General features: G+C 53.5%; 18 protein-coding genes and 1 tRNA gene. 3 read left to right on the top strand and 16 right to left on the bottom strand.

Going from position 1 to position 16,738, the window contains the following annotated elements:
- Positions 1-51: 51 nt before the first annotated feature.
- Positions 52-1,476, bottom strand: a complete 1,425-nt coding sequence (locus DL239_RS12060) for an aminotransferase class V-fold PLP-dependent enzyme (RefSeq protein ID WP_167684348.1) — start codon at positions 1,474-1,476, stop codon at positions 52-54.
- 102 nt (positions 1,477-1,578) lie between these two features.
- On the opposite strand from DL239_RS12060, the gene DL239_RS12055 reads away from it, so the two are divergent.
- Positions 1,579-2,040 (top strand): Lrp/AsnC family transcriptional regulator, encoded by a 462-nt coding sequence (locus DL239_RS12055; protein ID WP_167684347.1) that lies wholly within the window; start codon positions 1,579-1,581, stop codon positions 2,038-2,040.
- Positions 2,041-2,133: 93 nt separating this feature from the next.
- Here DL239_RS12055 and DL239_RS12050 read toward each other — a convergent pair whose 3' ends face one another.
- The 15 genes from DL239_RS12050 to DL239_RS21910 form a co-directional block, all read right to left on the bottom strand.
- Positions 2,134-2,703: a PA14 domain-containing protein gene (locus DL239_RS12050; protein WP_167684346.1), complete on the bottom strand. Its 570-nt coding sequence runs from the start codon at positions 2,701-2,703 to the stop codon at positions 2,134-2,136.
- Between the two features lie 191 nt (positions 2,704-2,894).
- Positions 2,895-3,515 carry a 30S ribosomal protein S4 gene (rpsD, locus tag DL239_RS12045; RefSeq protein ID WP_167684345.1) on the bottom strand — a complete coding sequence of 207 codons (621 nt, stop codon included), beginning with the start codon at positions 3,513-3,515 and terminating at the stop codon, positions 2,895-2,897.
- A gap of 208 nt (positions 3,516-3,723) precedes the next feature.
- Positions 3,724-4,785: a Hint domain-containing protein gene (locus DL239_RS12040; RefSeq protein WP_167684344.1), complete on the bottom strand. Its 1,062-nt coding sequence runs from the start codon at positions 4,783-4,785 to the stop codon at positions 3,724-3,726.
- Positions 4,786-4,886: 101 nt separating this feature from the next.
- Positions 4,887-5,846 carry a lipid A-modifier LpxR family protein gene (locus DL239_RS12035; protein ID WP_240931852.1) on the bottom strand — a complete coding sequence of 320 codons (960 nt, stop codon included), beginning with the start codon at positions 5,844-5,846 and terminating at the stop codon, positions 4,887-4,889.
- 149 nt (positions 5,847-5,995) lie between these two features.
- A complete protein-coding gene (locus tag DL239_RS12030) occupies positions 5,996-6,481 on the bottom strand; it encodes a DUF4329 domain-containing protein (RefSeq protein WP_167684343.1) in 486 nt (161 codons plus the stop codon).
- 225 nt (positions 6,482-6,706) lie between these two features.
- Positions 6,707-7,087 (bottom strand): hypothetical protein, encoded by a 381-nt coding sequence (locus DL239_RS12025; protein ID WP_167684342.1) that lies wholly within the window; start codon positions 7,085-7,087, stop codon positions 6,707-6,709.
- 105 nt (positions 7,088-7,192) lie between these two features.
- The gene (locus DL239_RS12020; protein WP_167684341.1) at positions 7,193-7,903 is read right to left on the bottom strand and encodes a hypothetical protein; all 711 of its coding nucleotides are present in this window, start codon (positions 7,901-7,903) and stop codon (positions 7,193-7,195) included.
- A gap of 265 nt (positions 7,904-8,168) precedes the next feature.
- On the bottom strand, positions 8,169-8,837 hold the full coding sequence (locus DL239_RS12015; RefSeq protein WP_240931851.1) for a hypothetical protein: 669 nt from the start codon (positions 8,835-8,837) through the stop codon (positions 8,169-8,171).
- 532 nt (positions 8,838-9,369) lie between these two features.
- A tRNA-Arg gene (locus DL239_RS12010) sits at positions 9,370-9,447 on the bottom strand.
- A gap of 132 nt (positions 9,448-9,579) precedes the next feature.
- Complete coding sequence (locus tag DL239_RS12005; protein ID WP_167684340.1) at positions 9,580-10,056, bottom strand: GNAT family N-acetyltransferase; 477 nt, start codon at positions 10,054-10,056, stop codon at positions 9,580-9,582.
- 684 nt (positions 10,057-10,740) lie between these two features.
- Entirely contained in the window at positions 10,741-13,989 is a 3,249-nt protein-coding gene (locus DL239_RS12000; RefSeq protein WP_167684339.1) for an FIST N-terminal domain-containing protein, read from the bottom strand.
- Between the two features lie 361 nt (positions 13,990-14,350).
- The gene (locus tag DL239_RS21915; RefSeq protein WP_369410567.1) at positions 14,351-14,617 is read right to left on the bottom strand and encodes a hypothetical protein; all 267 of its coding nucleotides are present in this window, start codon (positions 14,615-14,617) and stop codon (positions 14,351-14,353) included.
- A gap of 100 nt (positions 14,618-14,717) precedes the next feature.
- Positions 14,718-15,149, bottom strand: a complete 432-nt coding sequence (locus DL239_RS11990; RefSeq protein WP_206188444.1) for a hypothetical protein — start codon at positions 15,147-15,149, stop codon at positions 14,718-14,720.
- A 45-nt stretch (positions 15,150-15,194) separates the two neighbouring features.
- The gene (locus DL239_RS11985) at positions 15,195-15,476 is read right to left on the bottom strand and encodes a hypothetical protein (protein ID WP_206188443.1); all 282 of its coding nucleotides are present in this window, start codon (positions 15,474-15,476) and stop codon (positions 15,195-15,197) included.
- The gene (locus DL239_RS21910) at positions 15,461-15,613 is read right to left on the bottom strand and encodes a nitroreductase family protein (RefSeq protein ID WP_167684337.1); all 153 of its coding nucleotides are present in this window, start codon (positions 15,611-15,613) and stop codon (positions 15,461-15,463) included. The genes DL239_RS11985 and DL239_RS21910 overlap by 16 nt, the downstream gene beginning before the upstream one ends.
- 87 nt (positions 15,614-15,700) lie before the next feature.
- On the opposite strand from DL239_RS21910, the gene DL239_RS21685 reads away from it, so the two are divergent.
- Together DL239_RS21685 and DL239_RS11975 are read left to right on the top strand one after the other, a co-directional pair.
- Positions 15,701-15,901 (top strand): hypothetical protein, encoded by a 201-nt coding sequence (locus tag DL239_RS21685; protein ID WP_240931850.1) that lies wholly within the window; start codon positions 15,701-15,703, stop codon positions 15,899-15,901.
- An 8-nt stretch (positions 15,902-15,909) separates the two neighbouring features.
- Positions 15,910-16,551 (top strand): ferredoxin--NADP reductase, encoded by a 642-nt coding sequence (locus DL239_RS11975; protein ID WP_240931849.1) that lies wholly within the window; start codon positions 15,910-15,912, stop codon positions 16,549-16,551.
- Positions 16,552-16,738: the final 187 nt, after the last annotated feature.

The raw sequence follows: 16,738 nt of genomic DNA, 5'->3' as shown, positions 1-16,738 counted from the left end.
CCGCAAGATCACACAAGCGTGCGGCGCGCTAAATTCTGCGTATCAGATACATCATGCAACAAGAGCTTTGAACCGGGCTGTGCTTTGGTCTACCGAGTATTGCTCGGCCATTTCCTCGGCGTTCAGCGACAGTTCATTGACGCTGTCGATGATGTACTGGGCAGTTTCGTCGCTCATCAGATATGAGAAGTTGAGCCGCACCCAGCCCGGCTTGCGCATTTCCTTGCCCGCCTTCAGATCGGCAAACAGCTCGTCCGAGGCATCCTGATCAATTTCCAGCAGGCGGTGAGCATAGGGGCCGGCGCAGGCACAGCCGCCACGCGCCTGAATGCCGTAGATATCGCTGAGCATACGGGTGAACAGTTGCTGATGCACCGGGGCGCCGGACGCGCCTGTCACCAGGAACGAGAAGATCGGCAAACGAGACGCCGTGGGGCTACCCAGCAATGTCAGATGAGGATTATCCCCCCAGCCTTTGCGCGCCATATCGGAAAAATGCTCTTCCTTGGCTTCGATCTCGGCCTGACCGACGGCCTCTTTGACCAAGAACACCAGTGCTGCACGGATATCGCCAATGACGTTCGGCGTACCGGCCTCTTCTCGGGCGGCCAGATCATTGCTGTATTCATGGGACCAAGGCGAGACAAAGCTGACGGTACCGCCACCAGGCCAGGATGGGCAACGGCGGCGCACAGCCTTTTGATTGACAATCAGGACACCAGACGAGCCCGGTCCACCGGGGAATTTATGAGGCGAAACCACAACCGCATCTTTGCGCGCGGCACCGTTGCCGCCCATGTCGATAGGAAGATAAGGCGCACCGCCGGCGTAATCCCAAACCGACAAGGCATCATGTGCGTGTAGCATGCGGCTGATCGGATCTGGATCTGTCAGGATACCGGTCACATTCGAGGCCGCCGAGAAGCTGCCAATTTTCAGGTCACAGTCCGCATGATCCATCAGAGCCTGTTGCAAGGCATCCATATCAACGCCACCGTCAGCGTTTTCGGGGATCTCAACGACCTTGGCCTTGCTTTCACGCCACGGCAGGATGTTGGAGTGATGTTCGTATGGCCCAATAAAGACCACCGGGTGATCTGCCTCCTCGATCCCGAGCAGACTGACCAAACGGTTCAACCCGGCGGTGGCGCCTGAGCCGGCAAAGATTACGGTGTCGTCCTGTGTCGCACCAGCAATGCGGGCGATTTCCGCGCGGGCCTGGCGCCGCATCCGGGTGACGTATGAGCCGCAGTAAGAGGCCTCGGTGTGGGAGTTGGCATAGAAGGGCAGCACCTGAGTGGTGACAAACTCCTCGACCTGTTGCAGCGCCCGGCCCGATGCGACGTAATCGGCGTAGACCAGCGGCACATCGCCATTCAGCCCCGGTATCATCACCCCGTCGCCGATCACCCCAGCCTGCAGACTGCCATCGCGAGCGGCACGTTGGATGGATGTTTTGAAATCTGCGAGGATCATTGGGGGCTCCTATCTGTTATGTGACAGAATGATCGGATTTGGATCAAAAGACTTCACAATTTTCACAGTAGATTCACACAAACTTGTGTCGTATGATCTGAAATGAGCAAAAATATAGATCAAATTGACCGAACAATCCTGCGAGCACTGCAACGTGACGGCGGGCTGTCGCAGCGGGACCTGGCAGAGACCGTCGGACTGTCGCAGAATGCCTGTTGGCGCAGACTGAAGACATTGAATGAACGCGGGTTGCTGATGGGATCATCTGCGCGGGTTGATCGCAAGCAGTTGGGGCTGGATCTGGTGGTCTTTGTTATGCTGCGCACCCGGCACCATTCAGCCGAATGGTTGCAGACGTTCCGCCGCCATGTGCTGACTATTCCCGAGGTGGTAGACTTTCATCGGATTGGCGGCGACTACGATTATCAGTTGAAAGTCGTGACCGAAGATATGACCAGCTATGACCGTGTCTATCAGCGCCTGATTGACGGGGTCGAGCTGGACAGCGTGACGTCGTATTTCGCGATGGAAGCTATTGCTGAAGGGCGCCCCCTGCCCCTGTAGCCGCCGCAAGGGCAACACCGGGGGCAAGCCCCCGGCCCCCCGGGATATTTGTGGCCAGATAAAAAGCGGGTCTGGCCGCCCTTCATAATGGATTTAGTGACCGAAGGCTTTGTTGGGCATCCAAGTGACCCGCTTACCCTTGAGCCCACTGCGCATGTGCAGGCAGGCAGTTTTGGTCCGCTGGAAATACAGAACGTGTAGTGGGTACCAGCCTGCTTTGGGCACTTCGACCTCAGTTGCGAAAGTTTCCTGACAGGTTTGGCGGCCGTCGAACCTGCCTACCACCTGACCACCGACTGTCGCCTCCACGCCATCATTAGTCATGAAATCAATAGTATAAATGCCGGGTGCGTCAAAGCGAACGAAACCACGGATGTCAGCCGCAACCCGCTCGGACCGCTTTGACGTCAGCGCCTTTTCACCAATTGCAGTGACACTGTAGTCCAGACCAGTCAGCATAGGACCAGGTTCGCCAATCCTTTTCAGAGCACTTCTGGCTTGGCTCAGTGTTTTCACATCACTTGGATAAGCGTAACGCACTGTCAGGCCAGGCTTAGGCTTGGGCTGCGGATTTGCTGGCGTCAACTTGAGCGGCGCCGCTGCAACCATGTTTGCACCCAACATAACGGCCAGTGCAAGCGCGGCGGTAATAATCTTTCCCATAAATACTCTCCCAATATTTATCTCAGCATTTGTCTGTGCTGATCTGTTGACGAGAGCTTAGCACGTCAATTGATGAGGAAAACCAATTTCATGCGTTAGATGGGAACGATGCGTGCAACAAAAAAAGACCGCACCAATTCTGGGCACGGCCTCTTGATCTTCGGTCTGCAGCCCATTCCAGGGCGGCAAAATTAGTTCTTGGCGTAGAATTCCACGACCAGGTTTGGTTCCATGACAACTGGGTATGGAACGTCGCCCAGAGCTGGGGTGCGAACGAAAGTGGCGGTGAACTTGGAGTGGTCGGCGTCCAGGTAGTCTGGAACGTCGCGCTCAGCCAACTGAGTGGCTTCTAGCAGAGCAGCCATCTGCTTGGACTTCTCACGCACTTCGATCACGTCGCCCTCTTTGACACGGTACGAAGGAATGTTGACGCGCTTGCCGTTTACCAGGACGTGACCGTGGTTGACGAACTGACGTGCAGCAAAAACGGTTGCAACAAACTTGGCGCGGTAAACAACTGCGTCCAGGCGGCGCTCCAGCAGACCGATCAGGTTTTCACCTGTATCGCCTTTAACACGCTCAGCTTCGCCGTAGATGCGACGGAACTGCTTTTCGGTCAGGTCGCCGTAGTAGCCCTTGAGCTTCTGCTTGGCGCGCAGCTGAATACCGAAGTCGGAAATTTTGCCCTTGCGGCGCTGACCGTGCTGGCCGGGGCCATATTCACGGCGATTTACTGGGGACTTAGGACGACCCCAGATGTTTTCGCCCATGCGGCGGTCAATTTTGTATTTGGCAGCAGTACGTTTAGTCACGGCTGTTCTCCTTCGTTATGGTCGCGGCCCAAAATGGACCACTATGAAGGGCGTTGTCCTCTTGCACGAAATCCGCAGATCCCAAACATGACAGGGATCCCCTTGCGGGGCCCACCAACACCAATAGAGCGGCGCTTATATGTGGATAGGGAGCAGAGTCAACACTGCACGCCACCCTATTTTACGCGGCACGGCGAAAATGGATATTTTATGCGGCTTCGTGCGCCAGAATGGCAGCTTCTGGTGCGCTGAGATTGCGACGGGCATAGCCGCCATATGACAGTGGATCACGATCCAGGTCTGGCAGAAGTTGCAACAGCCGTACCCGATCTTGATCATCCAAAGCCGATAGGGCGGCATTGGCAGGATGGAAGCTCTCGGTCTCGACGCCGTTAGCCCAAAGCACCTGATGATCGCTTAACAACAAATGCACATAGGTGACTTCGCGCACAGCCAGATCGGTGATGATCGTTGATCCGTTGACCAGATCCCGCGCAGCAACCAGAACCTCTGGTGTATTGAACAAGGCCTGCGCAGTTGGTCCACGCACCAGCATCCGGTGCTCTGGCGATACCAGCAGCTCTTCTTCGGGGCGGTCGATCCCCAGCGCCCCGGCCTTGAACCGCACTGGACGTAGTTTAGGCATCACGAACAACCGTGCACCGCTCATCCGGCGAGAGCCGATCCAAAGGATCTCTTGGGCGCCATTATCGCGGGTTTGCACCCAGTCACCTTCACGCAGGCTGTCTACCGGTTTCGGTCCCTCGGGTGTGGCAATACGGGTGCCGGGGGTAAAACAGATAACACCGCCGTCGGACGGCTGGTCTGGCGCGACGATCATTCCCAGCGAGTGGTGCACCACCCAAAGGTCAGTATTGCGTGGGGGTAATTCGTCGACGAACATCAGCAGCGGGCGCTGTCCCGGCCCGACTTCGATCAAGGTGACAGTGTAGCTTTGGACACCATTGGTGACCACAAAACTACTGTCCATCAGCGGTTCGTCCACCTCGACCGCGTCGATATCTGTTCTGCATTGCACTGCAGCCCCAACAAGACGCCGCACTGACCGTGCTGCGCGCCGCCGAAGATCTGCTTCCCCTTTTGCCATATCCAGTCGCAACAGCTCCGTTGGCCCATCTACGCGCACAGCTTCGCCATGCCAGGACCATGCAGCCCCCACATCGAGGGCATCTATAGGGGCAGTCGAAAGACCATCCACATCTGTTTGTGACCAGGAGATGACAAACGTGCCTTTAAAGCCCGTTTTCATGTACCTGTATGCCTGCTCTTTTATTTTTTTATTAAAGATTCGTTAACACGAGCAGGCTCATTCTCAAAGATCAAACTTTAACAGCGTGTTGCAGCGTGTTCTTAAAACATCAATTTCAATCTTAGGGACCCGGTTACCTGACCTTCACTCTGCCCAGAGAATTCTTCACCCAGATAGGTAAGGCCATAAAAAGCTGAGGCCTTTTCACCTTGCCAGTGAAGGCCGGCACGCAGACGGTCACGGCGGCTGGTTAGTTCGAACCCGCGGTCTTCGGGCAAGTAAACCGAGTCGGCCACATAGGCAATATCGCCGCCAAACGTAAAGCTATAGCCCGGAACCGAATCGTAAATGGCCCGGTACCGCTGCCCTGTCACCGATTCACGCACCAGCAGTTCGCCGCGACCAACTGTTCCCACAGAAAAGTCCGCGCCGACCCGCACCAGCGTCTCGTCTCCGGCACGCGCCTCGGCAAATGGGCGCAGAGACAGGTTCGCCCCTAGATCGACCTCCTGCCCTGCTTCAAACACCAATGTGGGTCGAATTGTATTGGGGATTTGCAGCGCAAGCATGTCACCCGAAAGCCGTGGAGCCCCAAAGGCTCCATGCAGCGCATCCTGCAGTTTATCCAAACGTGTTTGCGGACCAATGAGCACAAGATCGGCCCCCACCGCAATTTCTGTCTGCTCGCGCTGCATGTGGCTGTGCAGACCAAAGGACAAGGCCCCTGCCCAAGGGCGGTCGCTGGGGTTTGCGGATGTCAGATCCTTCGGCGCGATGATTTGCCCCTGCAAGCGGAGCTCTAGCAGCTCACCGAACCGTGCGGGGGCGGCTCCGTTCCAACCGTAGCCGTAGATCCGCGATGTGGTGATTGAACCAGTGCGCCAGCGGTCCTTGCCGTCGCCGATCAGATCATTGGTGGTTAGGCGGCCATAGCCAATACGGTGACGCGTGCCTGTCTCTGATGGCGATACCTCTTCCGCGCTCTCAGTCTCTACTTGCGCCTGCGCGGCACCAGAAACCAAAAACACGCTGGCCAGGGCCATCAAAATAATTCGAAACATAGTTCTTCCTGCTCAATGCCCTTCAGGGGCTTTGTTAATCTTGGTAAACGCAGCGGCCGTGCATAGCTAGTGCAGCAAAGCCACAACCCAAAGGAATACACCGGGGCACCACCTTCGTTTCGCCCCACTTCCGTCATAGTTTCATCAGGTTAATTGCGCCCTTCCAAGTCAGACAGGGTAAAACGTTGCTTCACCGGCTCCCATTGATCCGGCAGAAAATCCGGATCCGCAGGTAAACAATTCAAGCCGCAAAGCTGGCGCACAGTTCCCGATTGCCCGTCAATAAACCACAAGCGCCCACCCGGAGTGGAAACATACCCGTCCAGCCCTTCCTCCATATCGCCGATCACATCACTTGCAGAGGGAACTTCGCTATCGGCGTCTTCGTCGAAACCAGCATGGGTGTGGTAACTGGCGATCAATTCAATTGCGCTGCGAGGGCCTTTGGGGCGACAGGAATCTCTGCTCCCCTTGCGCGGCGCAGAGGCGATAAGCCCTCCGGTTTCGGTCAGCCCAATAATACCGCAATACTCTCGGTTGGCCGCAAAAGATTGGCGCTGCAGATCCGTCAGAACCTTTCGAGCAAAGTTCCGTTCTGCCTGTGCCTGCGCCAGAGCAACGGTTGGTGTTGCCATCGCCAAAAAAAACGCTGTGGTTAGATGAAATACCAATCTGTGGCCCGCGGTTTTGGAGATTATCATTTGTCGAATCCTCAAAGTTTTCAGGATCAACATGACCACGTTGTAGGTCAGATTTGCACATGAAAACCAACATGGCGCATTGGACGGTTTTTTAGGTATCCAAAGAACAATTAACCTAGACACTGAATGCAGCACTACTCAGTCACACACAAGGCCCCACTACGCACTGCCCGTGTTGTCAGCACACCCCATTAGGAACTCAGCAGCTCTCTCAAAAGCCGAGGCCTCGGCCTGAGCAGCTGCAAGCATTGGGCTATTTGTAATTTCAGGGGTATCCAACAGCTTGCGGCGCCTTCGTGCACTTTCGAACAAGAATTCCGTTGCTCTGTGTTGCTCGTCCCGTGTCAGGATTCGCTCTTTGGCCGGGCTGATCTTTAGCTCTGCTTTATTGTAATCACGCGTTCCTTTCCAAAGTAACAGCTCGCCCGCGCAAACCGCACATTTGACCATTCCACTGCTCTGGACCCCAAGACCACTGTAGCTAACCTCATTGAAGGCCTCACAATGCTCACACGTCATGTCCACCGTACTCTGATTCAATTACCCTCTCCATTCCTGGGACAGCCAATGACATTCCCACCATATCGCTCTCTCATTATTTCCTGTTGCTCAAAACTCACCCTGCAAATGGCCCTTCGCTCTTTGCTATACCCTCCTGCGCCTGAGCGCGGCCAACAGAAGCAAGCCGACGATCAACCCAAATGCACTGGAGGGAAGAGGTACAGATGCCACCGCATACCCCTTGGCTTCAGAAACCACAGTTAGGCGCAGGCTCTCTCCAGAAAACAGACTGAAACTAATCAGTTGTTCCGCAGTGTTACTATCGCTTTCCGGTCCGACATCTGAATCAGCCGTAAAACTGAACATGCGCACTTTCGCGTCATTCTTAGACAACAATTTGCCAGTTCCTGAGGCCTCTGCGTGCTGATACTCGGGACCGGGTTCGTTTGATTTTACGACATAAGAATGGCTCAATTTCATATTCAGGCTGAAACTATCATTGGTCGAATTGTTGGTGAAATCGAACCATGCTTTCCTGCCGGAGTTGGCATCGACACGCCCGTCAAAATCCGCCTGACCATCGATCCACGCATTCGCGAAAATCGAACTCGTCAGCAGGTTGCCGCCGGTTGTCGCATTGCCCGAGGCATTGCCAGTACTCGTGGCTTGCTTTGACAAGGTAAGGTCGCCTGTCGTGAAACTCACATCATCGGAATTGCCGCCAGTAATTGACGTAATGCTGACCAGGCTAAGCCACGTTGTGGATGTCGCCAAAAAGGTCGCGGCCCGCGCTGACGTTGATGCAACGACAAAAACGACCGCGCATGTGGTTATTCTAAGAAGTTTTGAAATCATCGGTTTTCTCCTTCACCGAATGCGCCCATGTAGTCTTGCGGCATTAGGCAGTCCGAAAATGCATCTGTCAAATTCGCCAGAGGGAGCAGCGGGGGATGTTTGGTTTAGTCAGATCGTCACTAAAAGTACACCGCGCACTACGAGAGGCTGATGGAGCGGAGACCCCAACCCAATTTTGAAGAGAAGCCAGCCACCTTTAAGCGAAATGTACCTAACACCTGACCTTGAAGGCAGCATGCAAACGCGACAAGGCTAATGGCGGACGTCAGGACCGTAAAAGCACCTTGCTTGAATCTATGGCCTGAGCAATCTGAGCATATTGCGCATAGCGGCTCTGAGATCCACTCGCACTTCGCAGCAACTGAGTTTGCACCTCTTCCAGTATGAATATTGCCTGCCGGTTTACCGCCTCCTGAACCTCTGCTGAAACAGGTGTCAAAGGCCGTGTTGTCCTCTCTGCCGCACCTCCTTCTCGAGCGGCCTGCCCGCGAGGAAGATCCCAATCACGGTTATTTCGTGCGAGTTTTGCCATATCCTGAGAAGCGCTATTCAACAGTGCTCGGACCTCGTCGTAGTCGGTGCCTTCCGGGATACTATCGGAAACCGCGCTAAAACGCTCTGCCAAACAATCAACTTGATAAGCTGAGTTATCCAAATCTCCGCAGAATGCACGCACACTTGCCAAACTAGAAACCAGGTGTCTTGCAAAGTTGGCAGACCCAAAATCCCCAGTAGGTACAACAACAGTATACAGGGCACCAAGTCCCCCCTGAGAGTAAGAATAAGTCGGAAAAACACTCAAGGACGACGCGGCAACCAAAACACCTGAACGGCAGATACACTTCAGCATTTTTCCAACTCCAAACAAACCAACAAAGAACACGCCGCCCCTGACTTTCCCCAATTGGGCAAGAGGACCGAAGTCGTAACTCAAACCTTTATATAGTGCGGGTCGTTACAAATGCTGGAATTGCCCTACATTGAGCCCAACGACACTGCAAAAATCAAATTCGTGAGATAGGATGAGAGTTGTATGTTGACCGATTATCTTAAGCTAGCCGTCGTAACCCTTGCCGTTCTTGCCTGTTCCAAGACCTCGAATGCGCAAAGCCTTAGTGCCCCACTTAATGAAGCCAAGGCTCGTTTAGTGTGCGGAGCCGGAACCTTGGTCTCTGCCAAATATATCCCCGGCGGCCTTCTCGAGGTGACTTGCCAACAAAATACCACGGGGGACACGACCCCAACAGAACTACAAGGCACTGAACTAACAACCGCCAACACGACCCTAGGCGCGACAGCTGCACTTTTTGGGTTAAGCGTTTTGGTCGGAGACAGTAATTCAGGCACAACGACGACCACCACCACAAATTGAATGAGGCCAAACCCTCTTCGACACTACATCAATGTCTTGGCGGGCAGTGATCACGTGTTCAATGTAGGTATGCCAACAGCAGTCGAAAGGGAAGTGGCGAGCCGTGGAGGACTCGAACCCCCGACCTGAGAATTAGAAGTTCCCTGCTCTAATCCAGCTGAGCTAACGGCCCGCATGTCGCTGTAGTGTATCGAAAGAGCGGTGATGTCAATCTGGTACAGACCCGATGTTTGGCCCTGCGTGCAACTATTCTAGGTCCGGTGAACGGCATGCGTATATCGCACCCTGAATTTCAGCGATCGGCTCAACCACTGCTGCTCAGGTCCAGGTGCATAAAGACCGACAGAGGATCGCTGGTATAATTTGCAAAGGGAGCACATTCTACAAACCCAAGAGACGCATAAAGCCGCCGAGAGGGGCGAAAATCATCGCTAGAGCCTGTCTCGAGGAACACTCCGGTGGCAGATTCATTACGCGCAAGCGCTAACAGATGTTCTAGCATTGCTCGGCCAGCGCCGCTTCCACGGGCTTTGGCCACAGTGTGCATGGATTTCAGCTCAAGTGCACCATCGCCCAGAGCTTTAAGTGCGCCCATGGAGATCGCGTCTCCATCATGACGTAGCAAAAACAGCCTTGCATCCGGGGCATCCAGTTCGGATTGCCCTTGCGCATGGCAGCTTTCGGCCGGAGATTGTGACGCCATCTGCGCTAGATGCCGTTGAATCAACCGCGCCGCATCCACATCACCTGACGGGGCTAGTGTGATTGTGAACTTTGACATAGTGAACCCTTCCAAAGTTACTTCCAAGAGTTCCGCCCCCGGAATTCAAGGAGTTATTTCATCCCGGACCCAACTCGGGGTAAGATCCCGCGAAATCATGGAAACCGCAACCAGAAAGCCCGCCTCGGCGGGCCTGAAAATCGATGGCTTTTCAGGGTCAGGATCCATTGCTTTCCGACCGATTGCATGATTTACGACTCAATAACAAGCGGTAATCATTTCTGGCCTTTTCTAGTTAAGCGACACGCAGTTGGCCCGTCTTGAACCCCTTTCATCCATTACCCCACAGCAGGAAAAGCGTTCGCCACGAAGCGACTCGTGAACCTCAATGACCTCAATCGAAATCCGCACGAAAAAGCAGAATGAACAAGACGAACAAAAAGCTCCATTTTGGCAGCTTAACTCGTTTGAGCAAAAGCCTTTGACCACATCTGTTGAAATTTACGGACCTTTCGGGGCACTTGCTATAAATTACCCAATTTTTGGGTGGAGAAAGATTTGATGACGAACGAAGATTATACGCTGACCCGGTGACAGTCCATTGCTAAGTGCGTAAGGGAACTATTGCACATCTACGGATGCAAGGCTTAATTCGGTTCAACGAATTCGTGGCCCCGAGAGTTCGCTGCGCGCTGATTTGGGGTAGTTTTCGACCTTAGTGCGCGTTTCAAGAGATTTCCAGACCTATTCCTTTCGCATCGCGTCATCTAGGGCTGTCGCGAGCTCATCCGTTGTGAACGGTTTTTTGAGCATTGTTTTGTTCGTCACAGCAAACCCGATTTGATTGGCTGCCTCAGCTGGATACCCCGACATGAACAGTATTCGCGCATCTGGGCGCTGTGCCAGCACCTCTTGTGCGAACTCTGGGCCACTCGTGTTCCCGGAAAGCGCTACATCCGACAAAATGACATCAAAACGCTGCCCGACGGCCAGCAAAGCACGGGCAGCTTCTGCATGCTCAGCCGCAACGGCAACATAACCAAGTCCATTTATTGTGCGCTCTGCCAGCATGCGTAAGAATGGATCGTCCTCTATGATCAGGACCGTCTCGCCGCTCCCGATTGGGCGGCCTGTTGCAATGGCCACCGATCCTCGTTCATCTTCCCGGCTGTCTCTCGGTAGCAAAACTTTGACAGTCGTGCCTTTACCTTCTTCGCTGTCGATGCTGGCTTGCCCGCCGGATTGCCTGGCAAAGCCGTAGACCATAGACAGCCCCAGACCAGAGCCTTCGCCGACACCCTTTGTCGTGTAAAACGGTTCAAACGCCCGTGCAATTACATCTGGGCTCATGCCAGTACCGGTGTCGGCAACCGAAATCAGCACATACTCGCCGTCAGGCACCTCCGGTGCCTCGGTCAAGTGATCTGCTTCAAGTTTAATATTGGCGCATTCGATGGTTAGCTTACCACCTCCGGGCATCGCATGGCTGGCATTGATCGCAAGGTTCAGCAGTGTATCCTCAACCTGGCCGGGGTCAGCACGTGCAGTCCAGAGCGCCATGGGCGCAATCACATCTACTTCGATCATCCCCCCGAGCGTTCGCGTCATCAAGTCTTTCATACCGACGACCAACGCACGCAGGTCAATTGCTTTCGGCTCCAAGGGTTGGTTGCGGGCATATGCCAGTAAGCGCCGGGTCAGTGCTGCACCACGGTCAGTGGTGCGCAGGATTTCTCCGATTAGCTTCTCATCCTGTCCTGGCAAATCCTGAAGCAACTCAGCGCAGCCCTGAATTACGGCCAACAGGTTGTTGAAATCATGGGCTACGCCACCAGTAAGCTGGCCTATTGCCTCCATTTTCTGGGCGTTCCGTAGCGCCTGTTCCGTGGCCCTGCGTAAGGTTACATCCTCAAGTGTAATAAGAAGGCGACTCCAGCTATGCCTATTCTCCGGAGGCATGAAAAACCGGTTCTGTAGAGTCATCGGTCTTCCAGTGCTGTCAACCTCTTCAAACTCGCTCTCATATACTGAGGCACCATTATAGAATGCTATTATCGCCTCACGAAATAACTCTATTACATCACTGCGCTCGGGTCGCGCTTCTAATACCTTTTTAAACTCTTCCTTTGTCTGCACGCCGTAGAGGATAAGAAGCGAGTCACTCATTCCGCGGCGCACTATTTGTTTGTGAAGCTGTCGGAGCACATCGTGATCTATAAGCCATTCTACAATTTTGGCATCGCCTTTCGCAGATTGCATTTCGTCAAGTGCGAACTTGACTTCTGACCAATCCACTTCGATTGTTGGTATTGGGGACTGTTCAAAAAGTTCACGGTAGCGTTCTTCACTTTTTAGTAGAGTTTTCTCAGATTCGAGGCGATCCGTGATGTCGCGCGCTACAACCAGAACTCGGGTCTCACCTAGGATTTCCGCAACCGAGATGCGGACTTCAACCGGCAAATGTGAGCCATCTTTACGTATTTGCGCTCCAATGCGCGTAATAATCTCTTCTGGGCCAAGTTCTTCGGCATAAGCGGCATAATCGCTGGCAGTTGCTGTTACTCCAACCTCTGACGTGCCAAGCGCCAGCAATTCATCGCGCGTGTATTGAAGTGACAAACAAGCGCGCTTGTTTACATCGACATAGTCACCCGTTTTCGGGTCAATTACAAAAAGCGCATCGCCAGCCTGATCCAACACGTTTCTTAGGTTTGCGTGGGCTTCCTCTAGTTTGCGCTGGGTTTTGAATAATTCACTTTCTCGCGCGGCTTCCAGTTCTGTTGTGACCGTATTGGCAAGATGCGCCATTGCATACATGGCGTCCTGTTTTGGCGCCTCGACAAACAAATCTCTTCCAAGATCATTTATTTCACGCTGGTTGGACACCTCTTCTGACATCGCCAATAGTGTCATGGTGTGTGTCAGCAGAAGGTTCTCATTATCACTGGAATAGAACTCGCCATATGTGAAAAAACCCGCTGCTGGCGCAATTCGTTCCAAAGCCAACAATTCCGCGTCTATAGCTTCGCCCAAAAACCTGCGCCGTCCCATGCAGGAATATACAAACAGTGCTTCATGGGTTTTTGTGAACTCGTCCACCAGCCTGCGTGTTGTATTGCTAAGAATCAGGTCTACGTTGCCAACTCCGAAACGGACATCGTCCCCTTGCCCTATGTTGCCACCCATGATCAGAGACCCATCTTCAGCGACCTCAGATACCGCACCGCCGACAAGGATACCGTCGCGTTCGACAAGCAATGGGAATGAGATACCGCCTCTCGGTAGTTTTTTTGCAATCTGCGTACCAAGATATTTTGCGTAAATGTCTCTGGCTGGGACCCCATCAATTTCGAAAACTCTGTTTGCTTCAGCCTTGGTGACGCGCATCTTGCGCCCCATCGGCGTCCAATCAAAGCATTCGTGAGTTTGTAGTTGAAGATGCGCGCTGTTTAACGCCACGGCAACAACGCCGTTGTTGGAGATTTCGGTCTTATCGAAAACAAAGGTCTCCTGCACATTGCCTGCATCCGCTGCCATCCCTCCTGACACAACAACGCCGGGGCACGCTTCGGTTAGAGCTCTCATGTATTCTTTGCCATTGGTCAAAAGCCCGTCGGAAAAGGTGATGATTGCCTTGGTGGACGGTGTCATAATTTTGGTCGCAATCGTCCGCCCAGTGGCAAAGTGATTGTCACCTTCATGCGCCAACAAACACACGTTCAAATTTACTTCTGCGAACTCAGTAAAGACAAACAGCACCGCTTCCCCATCGTGAATTCGACCACTACTAATTGCCCCATCAGTTGTGCATCCGACGATAGCTGCCAATGGATAGCGCCTCGCAAGGGCGCTTTGAATGTCACGGAGGCCGGCTGAGTGTAGCACCCCAGAAAACACCTGTATCAGCAAACGGTTACCATCCGGAAATTCACAGGACGCAAGCCCCTTCTCCAACTGGTTGAAGGTTTCAACAAGCAGTCTATGGACTCTCAAAACTGTCTCCCACGCAAAGCGGCCCTAGTGCGGGGCCGCACCTCTATTAAAGTTGTATTCTAGCGCGTTTCTTCGAGGTGTCTGAGAATGATAGCCATTTTCGGTATTATTTCTTGCAAATATGCATTTTCAATTGCACCTCATGCTACCCATATGAGGTGCAGTGTCTGACGCCATCGCTTATGGGTCCAAATAGCGTTATTTGATAAGAGAGTGTTTCTGGCTCATCGTAACCACTGAGGAGTGGATGATGAGAAAGACAACAAGAATACGCAAAAGCCTCGGCGAGAAGATCGTCAAAGATATCAAACGGGCGATCCCAGTGCTTTCCGGAACATAGTAGTTCTTGAATCGCGATCCATCATAAACTTCCCCCAGCTCTGTTCAAAGACAACGACCAGCCAGGTCGCGTCCTCCAGGAGTGGCATGTGGTCATTCGTACCAATAGGCTCAAGTGCCTTGAGCCATTCGCCGCTGCTCCACCATCACATAACTTGCGCTCTTCCTCTTCAGCGGCTTCGCGAACGCATTTCTTTAACGCTGGGTCCGAGATCAACACGAAATGCCAAAGTTGGTGATTGGCTCCTGATGGCGCAGTGCCGATCGTGCGAATACAATCGTCGATCACCGCACGAGAAACGGGTTGGTTGGAATAGTCCCGAACCGTGTGCCGACGCTTCAAGCGGTCATAGAAAGTTTTAGCCTCGTCCAAGCTCTACTTAGCTGAGTTATCCAGCCGGTCCGGCAGGTCGGCATCCTTGTATTCGATGTGATCTGGGGCAAACATGTGGATCTCCTTGGTTTTTGCTGCGGCGCTTGGTAGCTTGACCCACTACGCGAGGTTCGGTGAAATCGGCCTCGGGCTGCAGTTCGCCCGACGGGTTTGGTGTGGCGCTGGTAAAGGCTGCATCCCAATCGCTTAGTTTCGCGGTTCTGTCTTCCCAACCGTCCAAGGTCTCTTCGTCCCGGTACATGGCAAACGGACGCAAGGTGCTCTCGTAGAAATCCACCTGTTCGTGGGTCCGAAATTTCTCGCCCTGATAGCCATTCCAATGCAGTGCTTGGTCGAGCGGTCGGCGATAGCGGCGGTTCTGCGTGGCGGCGGGATAACCAATGGGGATCGTGCCATAGGCCTGCATCCATTCGGGATATCCCAACAATTCGGACAATTCCTTGTTGGTTATCCCTTCGCCGCCACCAGACAGCTACGCGCTTGTCAGGCCCTCAGCTGCAACGCCGAGCTGAATATTCTGGATCGCAGCCCCGATTGAGTTGAGATAGATCACCTCATTGTTGTCGCGATACTCAGCCTCCCATCCTTCGGTCGTAGGCTGCGGGAAACAGACCTTCCAGCGTGGATCGCCCAGAACGATGATGATTGCAGCTGTATTGGCCAGGTAGGTCTTCTTGACTGCCGGAAACCCCTTGGCGTGGTCGACCAAACGCTGTGCCAGACGCAAGAAAACCTCCGTCACCTTGTCGCGCATGTCAGGGTCTTCGACGGCGCCCACCGCCCACAATCGACGATGCGTTCAAGAGCATCGCGGCTTACTGCGCGGCCAGGTGCGAATTTGCGTACGCCGCGGCGATTTCGAATGACGTCCTGAAAAAGTGGTTCTGGCATCGTGGCCTCCCTTGTTTCGACCAGAGTAATCCCGAGTTCGTCTTCATTTCATTACTCATTGAAGAGGATTGCCGATACGAAGCCAAAATGATGTTCGTTCAATCAAACCGTGCTGAAATGGAGATTGAAATGAATCAGATCGCAGCGGGGCATGTCCTCACACCGGAAGCGCCAAAAGGATTTGCAGCGTTGACGGTCCTGTCCGTGCAACATTACACGGATCGCCTTTTTGCATTCAAAACTGAACGCCCCCCGGGTTTCGTTTCAGATCTGGCGAATTTGCTATGATCGGCCTGATGAACGACAATAAGCCACTTTTGCGGGCTTATTCGATCGCATCCCCAAACTGTGAAGAGCATCTTGAGTTTTACTCGATCAAAGTTCCGGATGGCCCGCTGACATCCCGGTTGCAAAACATCCAAGCTGGCGACCATATCCTGATCCGTCCAAAACCGGTCGGGACGCTGGTGTTCGACGCACTTTTGCCAGGCAAACGGCTGTTTCTGATGTCTACCGGGACCGGCATAGCGCCTTTTGCCAGTGTCATTCGCGACCCAGAAGTCTATGAAAAATTTGATCAGATCTATCTTTTGCACACCTGCCGGGAAGTTGAGGAATTACGGTATGGAATCGACCTTGTCCAATCGGTTCACGACAATGAATTTTTACGCGTGCTCGCCAACGGCAAGCTGCACCATCTCCCTGCGGCGACCCGTGAAGATTATAAAAACACTGGGCGCATCGATGCATGGATCAAGGACGGCAGACTTGCAAAACTTGCCGACGGAGATTTAACCCCAGAAATCGATCGCGTGATGATCTGCGGCTCTATGGCAATGTTAGAAACCCTGAAAGAGGTTTGCAAAACGCTTGGGTTGGACGAAGGGTCGAACTCAATGCCGGGCCAGTTTGTCATCGAAAAAGCGTTTGCAGAATGAAACTTGGGACCGAGTTCAATTGAAAATACACAAGCTCACGCCGCCCTATGCCGAACTTCAGTTGGCCGGAGAACAGATGCTCCGGCAGACAGGCTTTGTTGCACAAATAGGGTTGAGGTCGGACCTCCCCTGACACCGGACGGATTTAGCCTATCGCCTCTGTCTTGGGGATGCCAAGTGCAGTAAA

Origin of the sequence: Parasedimentitalea denitrificans (assembly GCF_011813015.1) — a bacterium.
Classification (GTDB): Bacteria; Pseudomonadota; Alphaproteobacteria; order Rhodobacterales; family Rhodobacteraceae; genus Parasedimentitalea; species Parasedimentitalea denitrificans.
The sequence above is the reverse complement of the archived record's forward strand: the minus strand, read 5'-3'. Positions and strand labels throughout refer to the sequence as shown.

Coding starts and splice junctions, on each gene's coding strand:
- DL239_RS12005 (WP_167684340.1), bottom strand. CDS start 10,056: ATGTCAAAGTTCACAATCACACTAGCCCCGTCAGGTGATGTGGATGCG.
- DL239_RS12050 (WP_167684346.1), bottom strand. CDS start 2,703: ATGGGAAAGATTATTACCGCCGCGCTTGCACTGGCCGTTATGTTGGGT.
- DL239_RS12040 (WP_167684344.1), bottom strand. CDS start 4,785: ATGAAAACGGGCTTTAAAGGCACGTTTGTCATCTCCTGGTCACAAACA.
- DL239_RS12055 (WP_167684347.1), top strand. CDS start 1,579: ATGAGCAAAAATATAGATCAAATTGACCGAACAATCCTGCGAGCACTG.
- DL239_RS21910 (WP_167684337.1), bottom strand. CDS start 15,613: ATGCCAGAACCACTTTTTCAGGACGTCATTCGAAATCGCCGCGGCGTA.
- DL239_RS12035 (WP_240931852.1), bottom strand. CDS start 5,846: ATGTTTCGAATTATTTTGATGGCCCTGGCCAGCGTGTTTTTGGTTTCT.
- DL239_RS21685 (WP_240931850.1), top strand. CDS start 15,701: ATGATGTTCGTTCAATCAAACCGTGCTGAAATGGAGATTGAAATGAAT.
- DL239_RS11975 (WP_240931849.1), top strand. CDS start 15,910: ATGAACGACAATAAGCCACTTTTGCGGGCTTATTCGATCGCATCCCCA.
- DL239_RS12020 (WP_167684341.1), bottom strand. CDS start 7,903: ATGATTTCAAAACTTCTTAGAATAACCACATGCGCGGTCGTTTTTGTC.
- DL239_RS12030 (WP_167684343.1), bottom strand. CDS start 6,481: ATGGCAACACCAACCGTTGCTCTGGCGCAGGCACAGGCAGAACGGAAC.
- DL239_RS12060 (WP_167684348.1), bottom strand. CDS start 1,476: ATGATCCTCGCAGATTTCAAAACATCCATCCAACGTGCCGCTCGCGAT.
- DL239_RS11985 (WP_206188443.1), bottom strand. CDS start 15,476: ATGCGCGACAAGGTGACGGAGGTTTTCTTGCGTCTGGCACAGCGTTTG.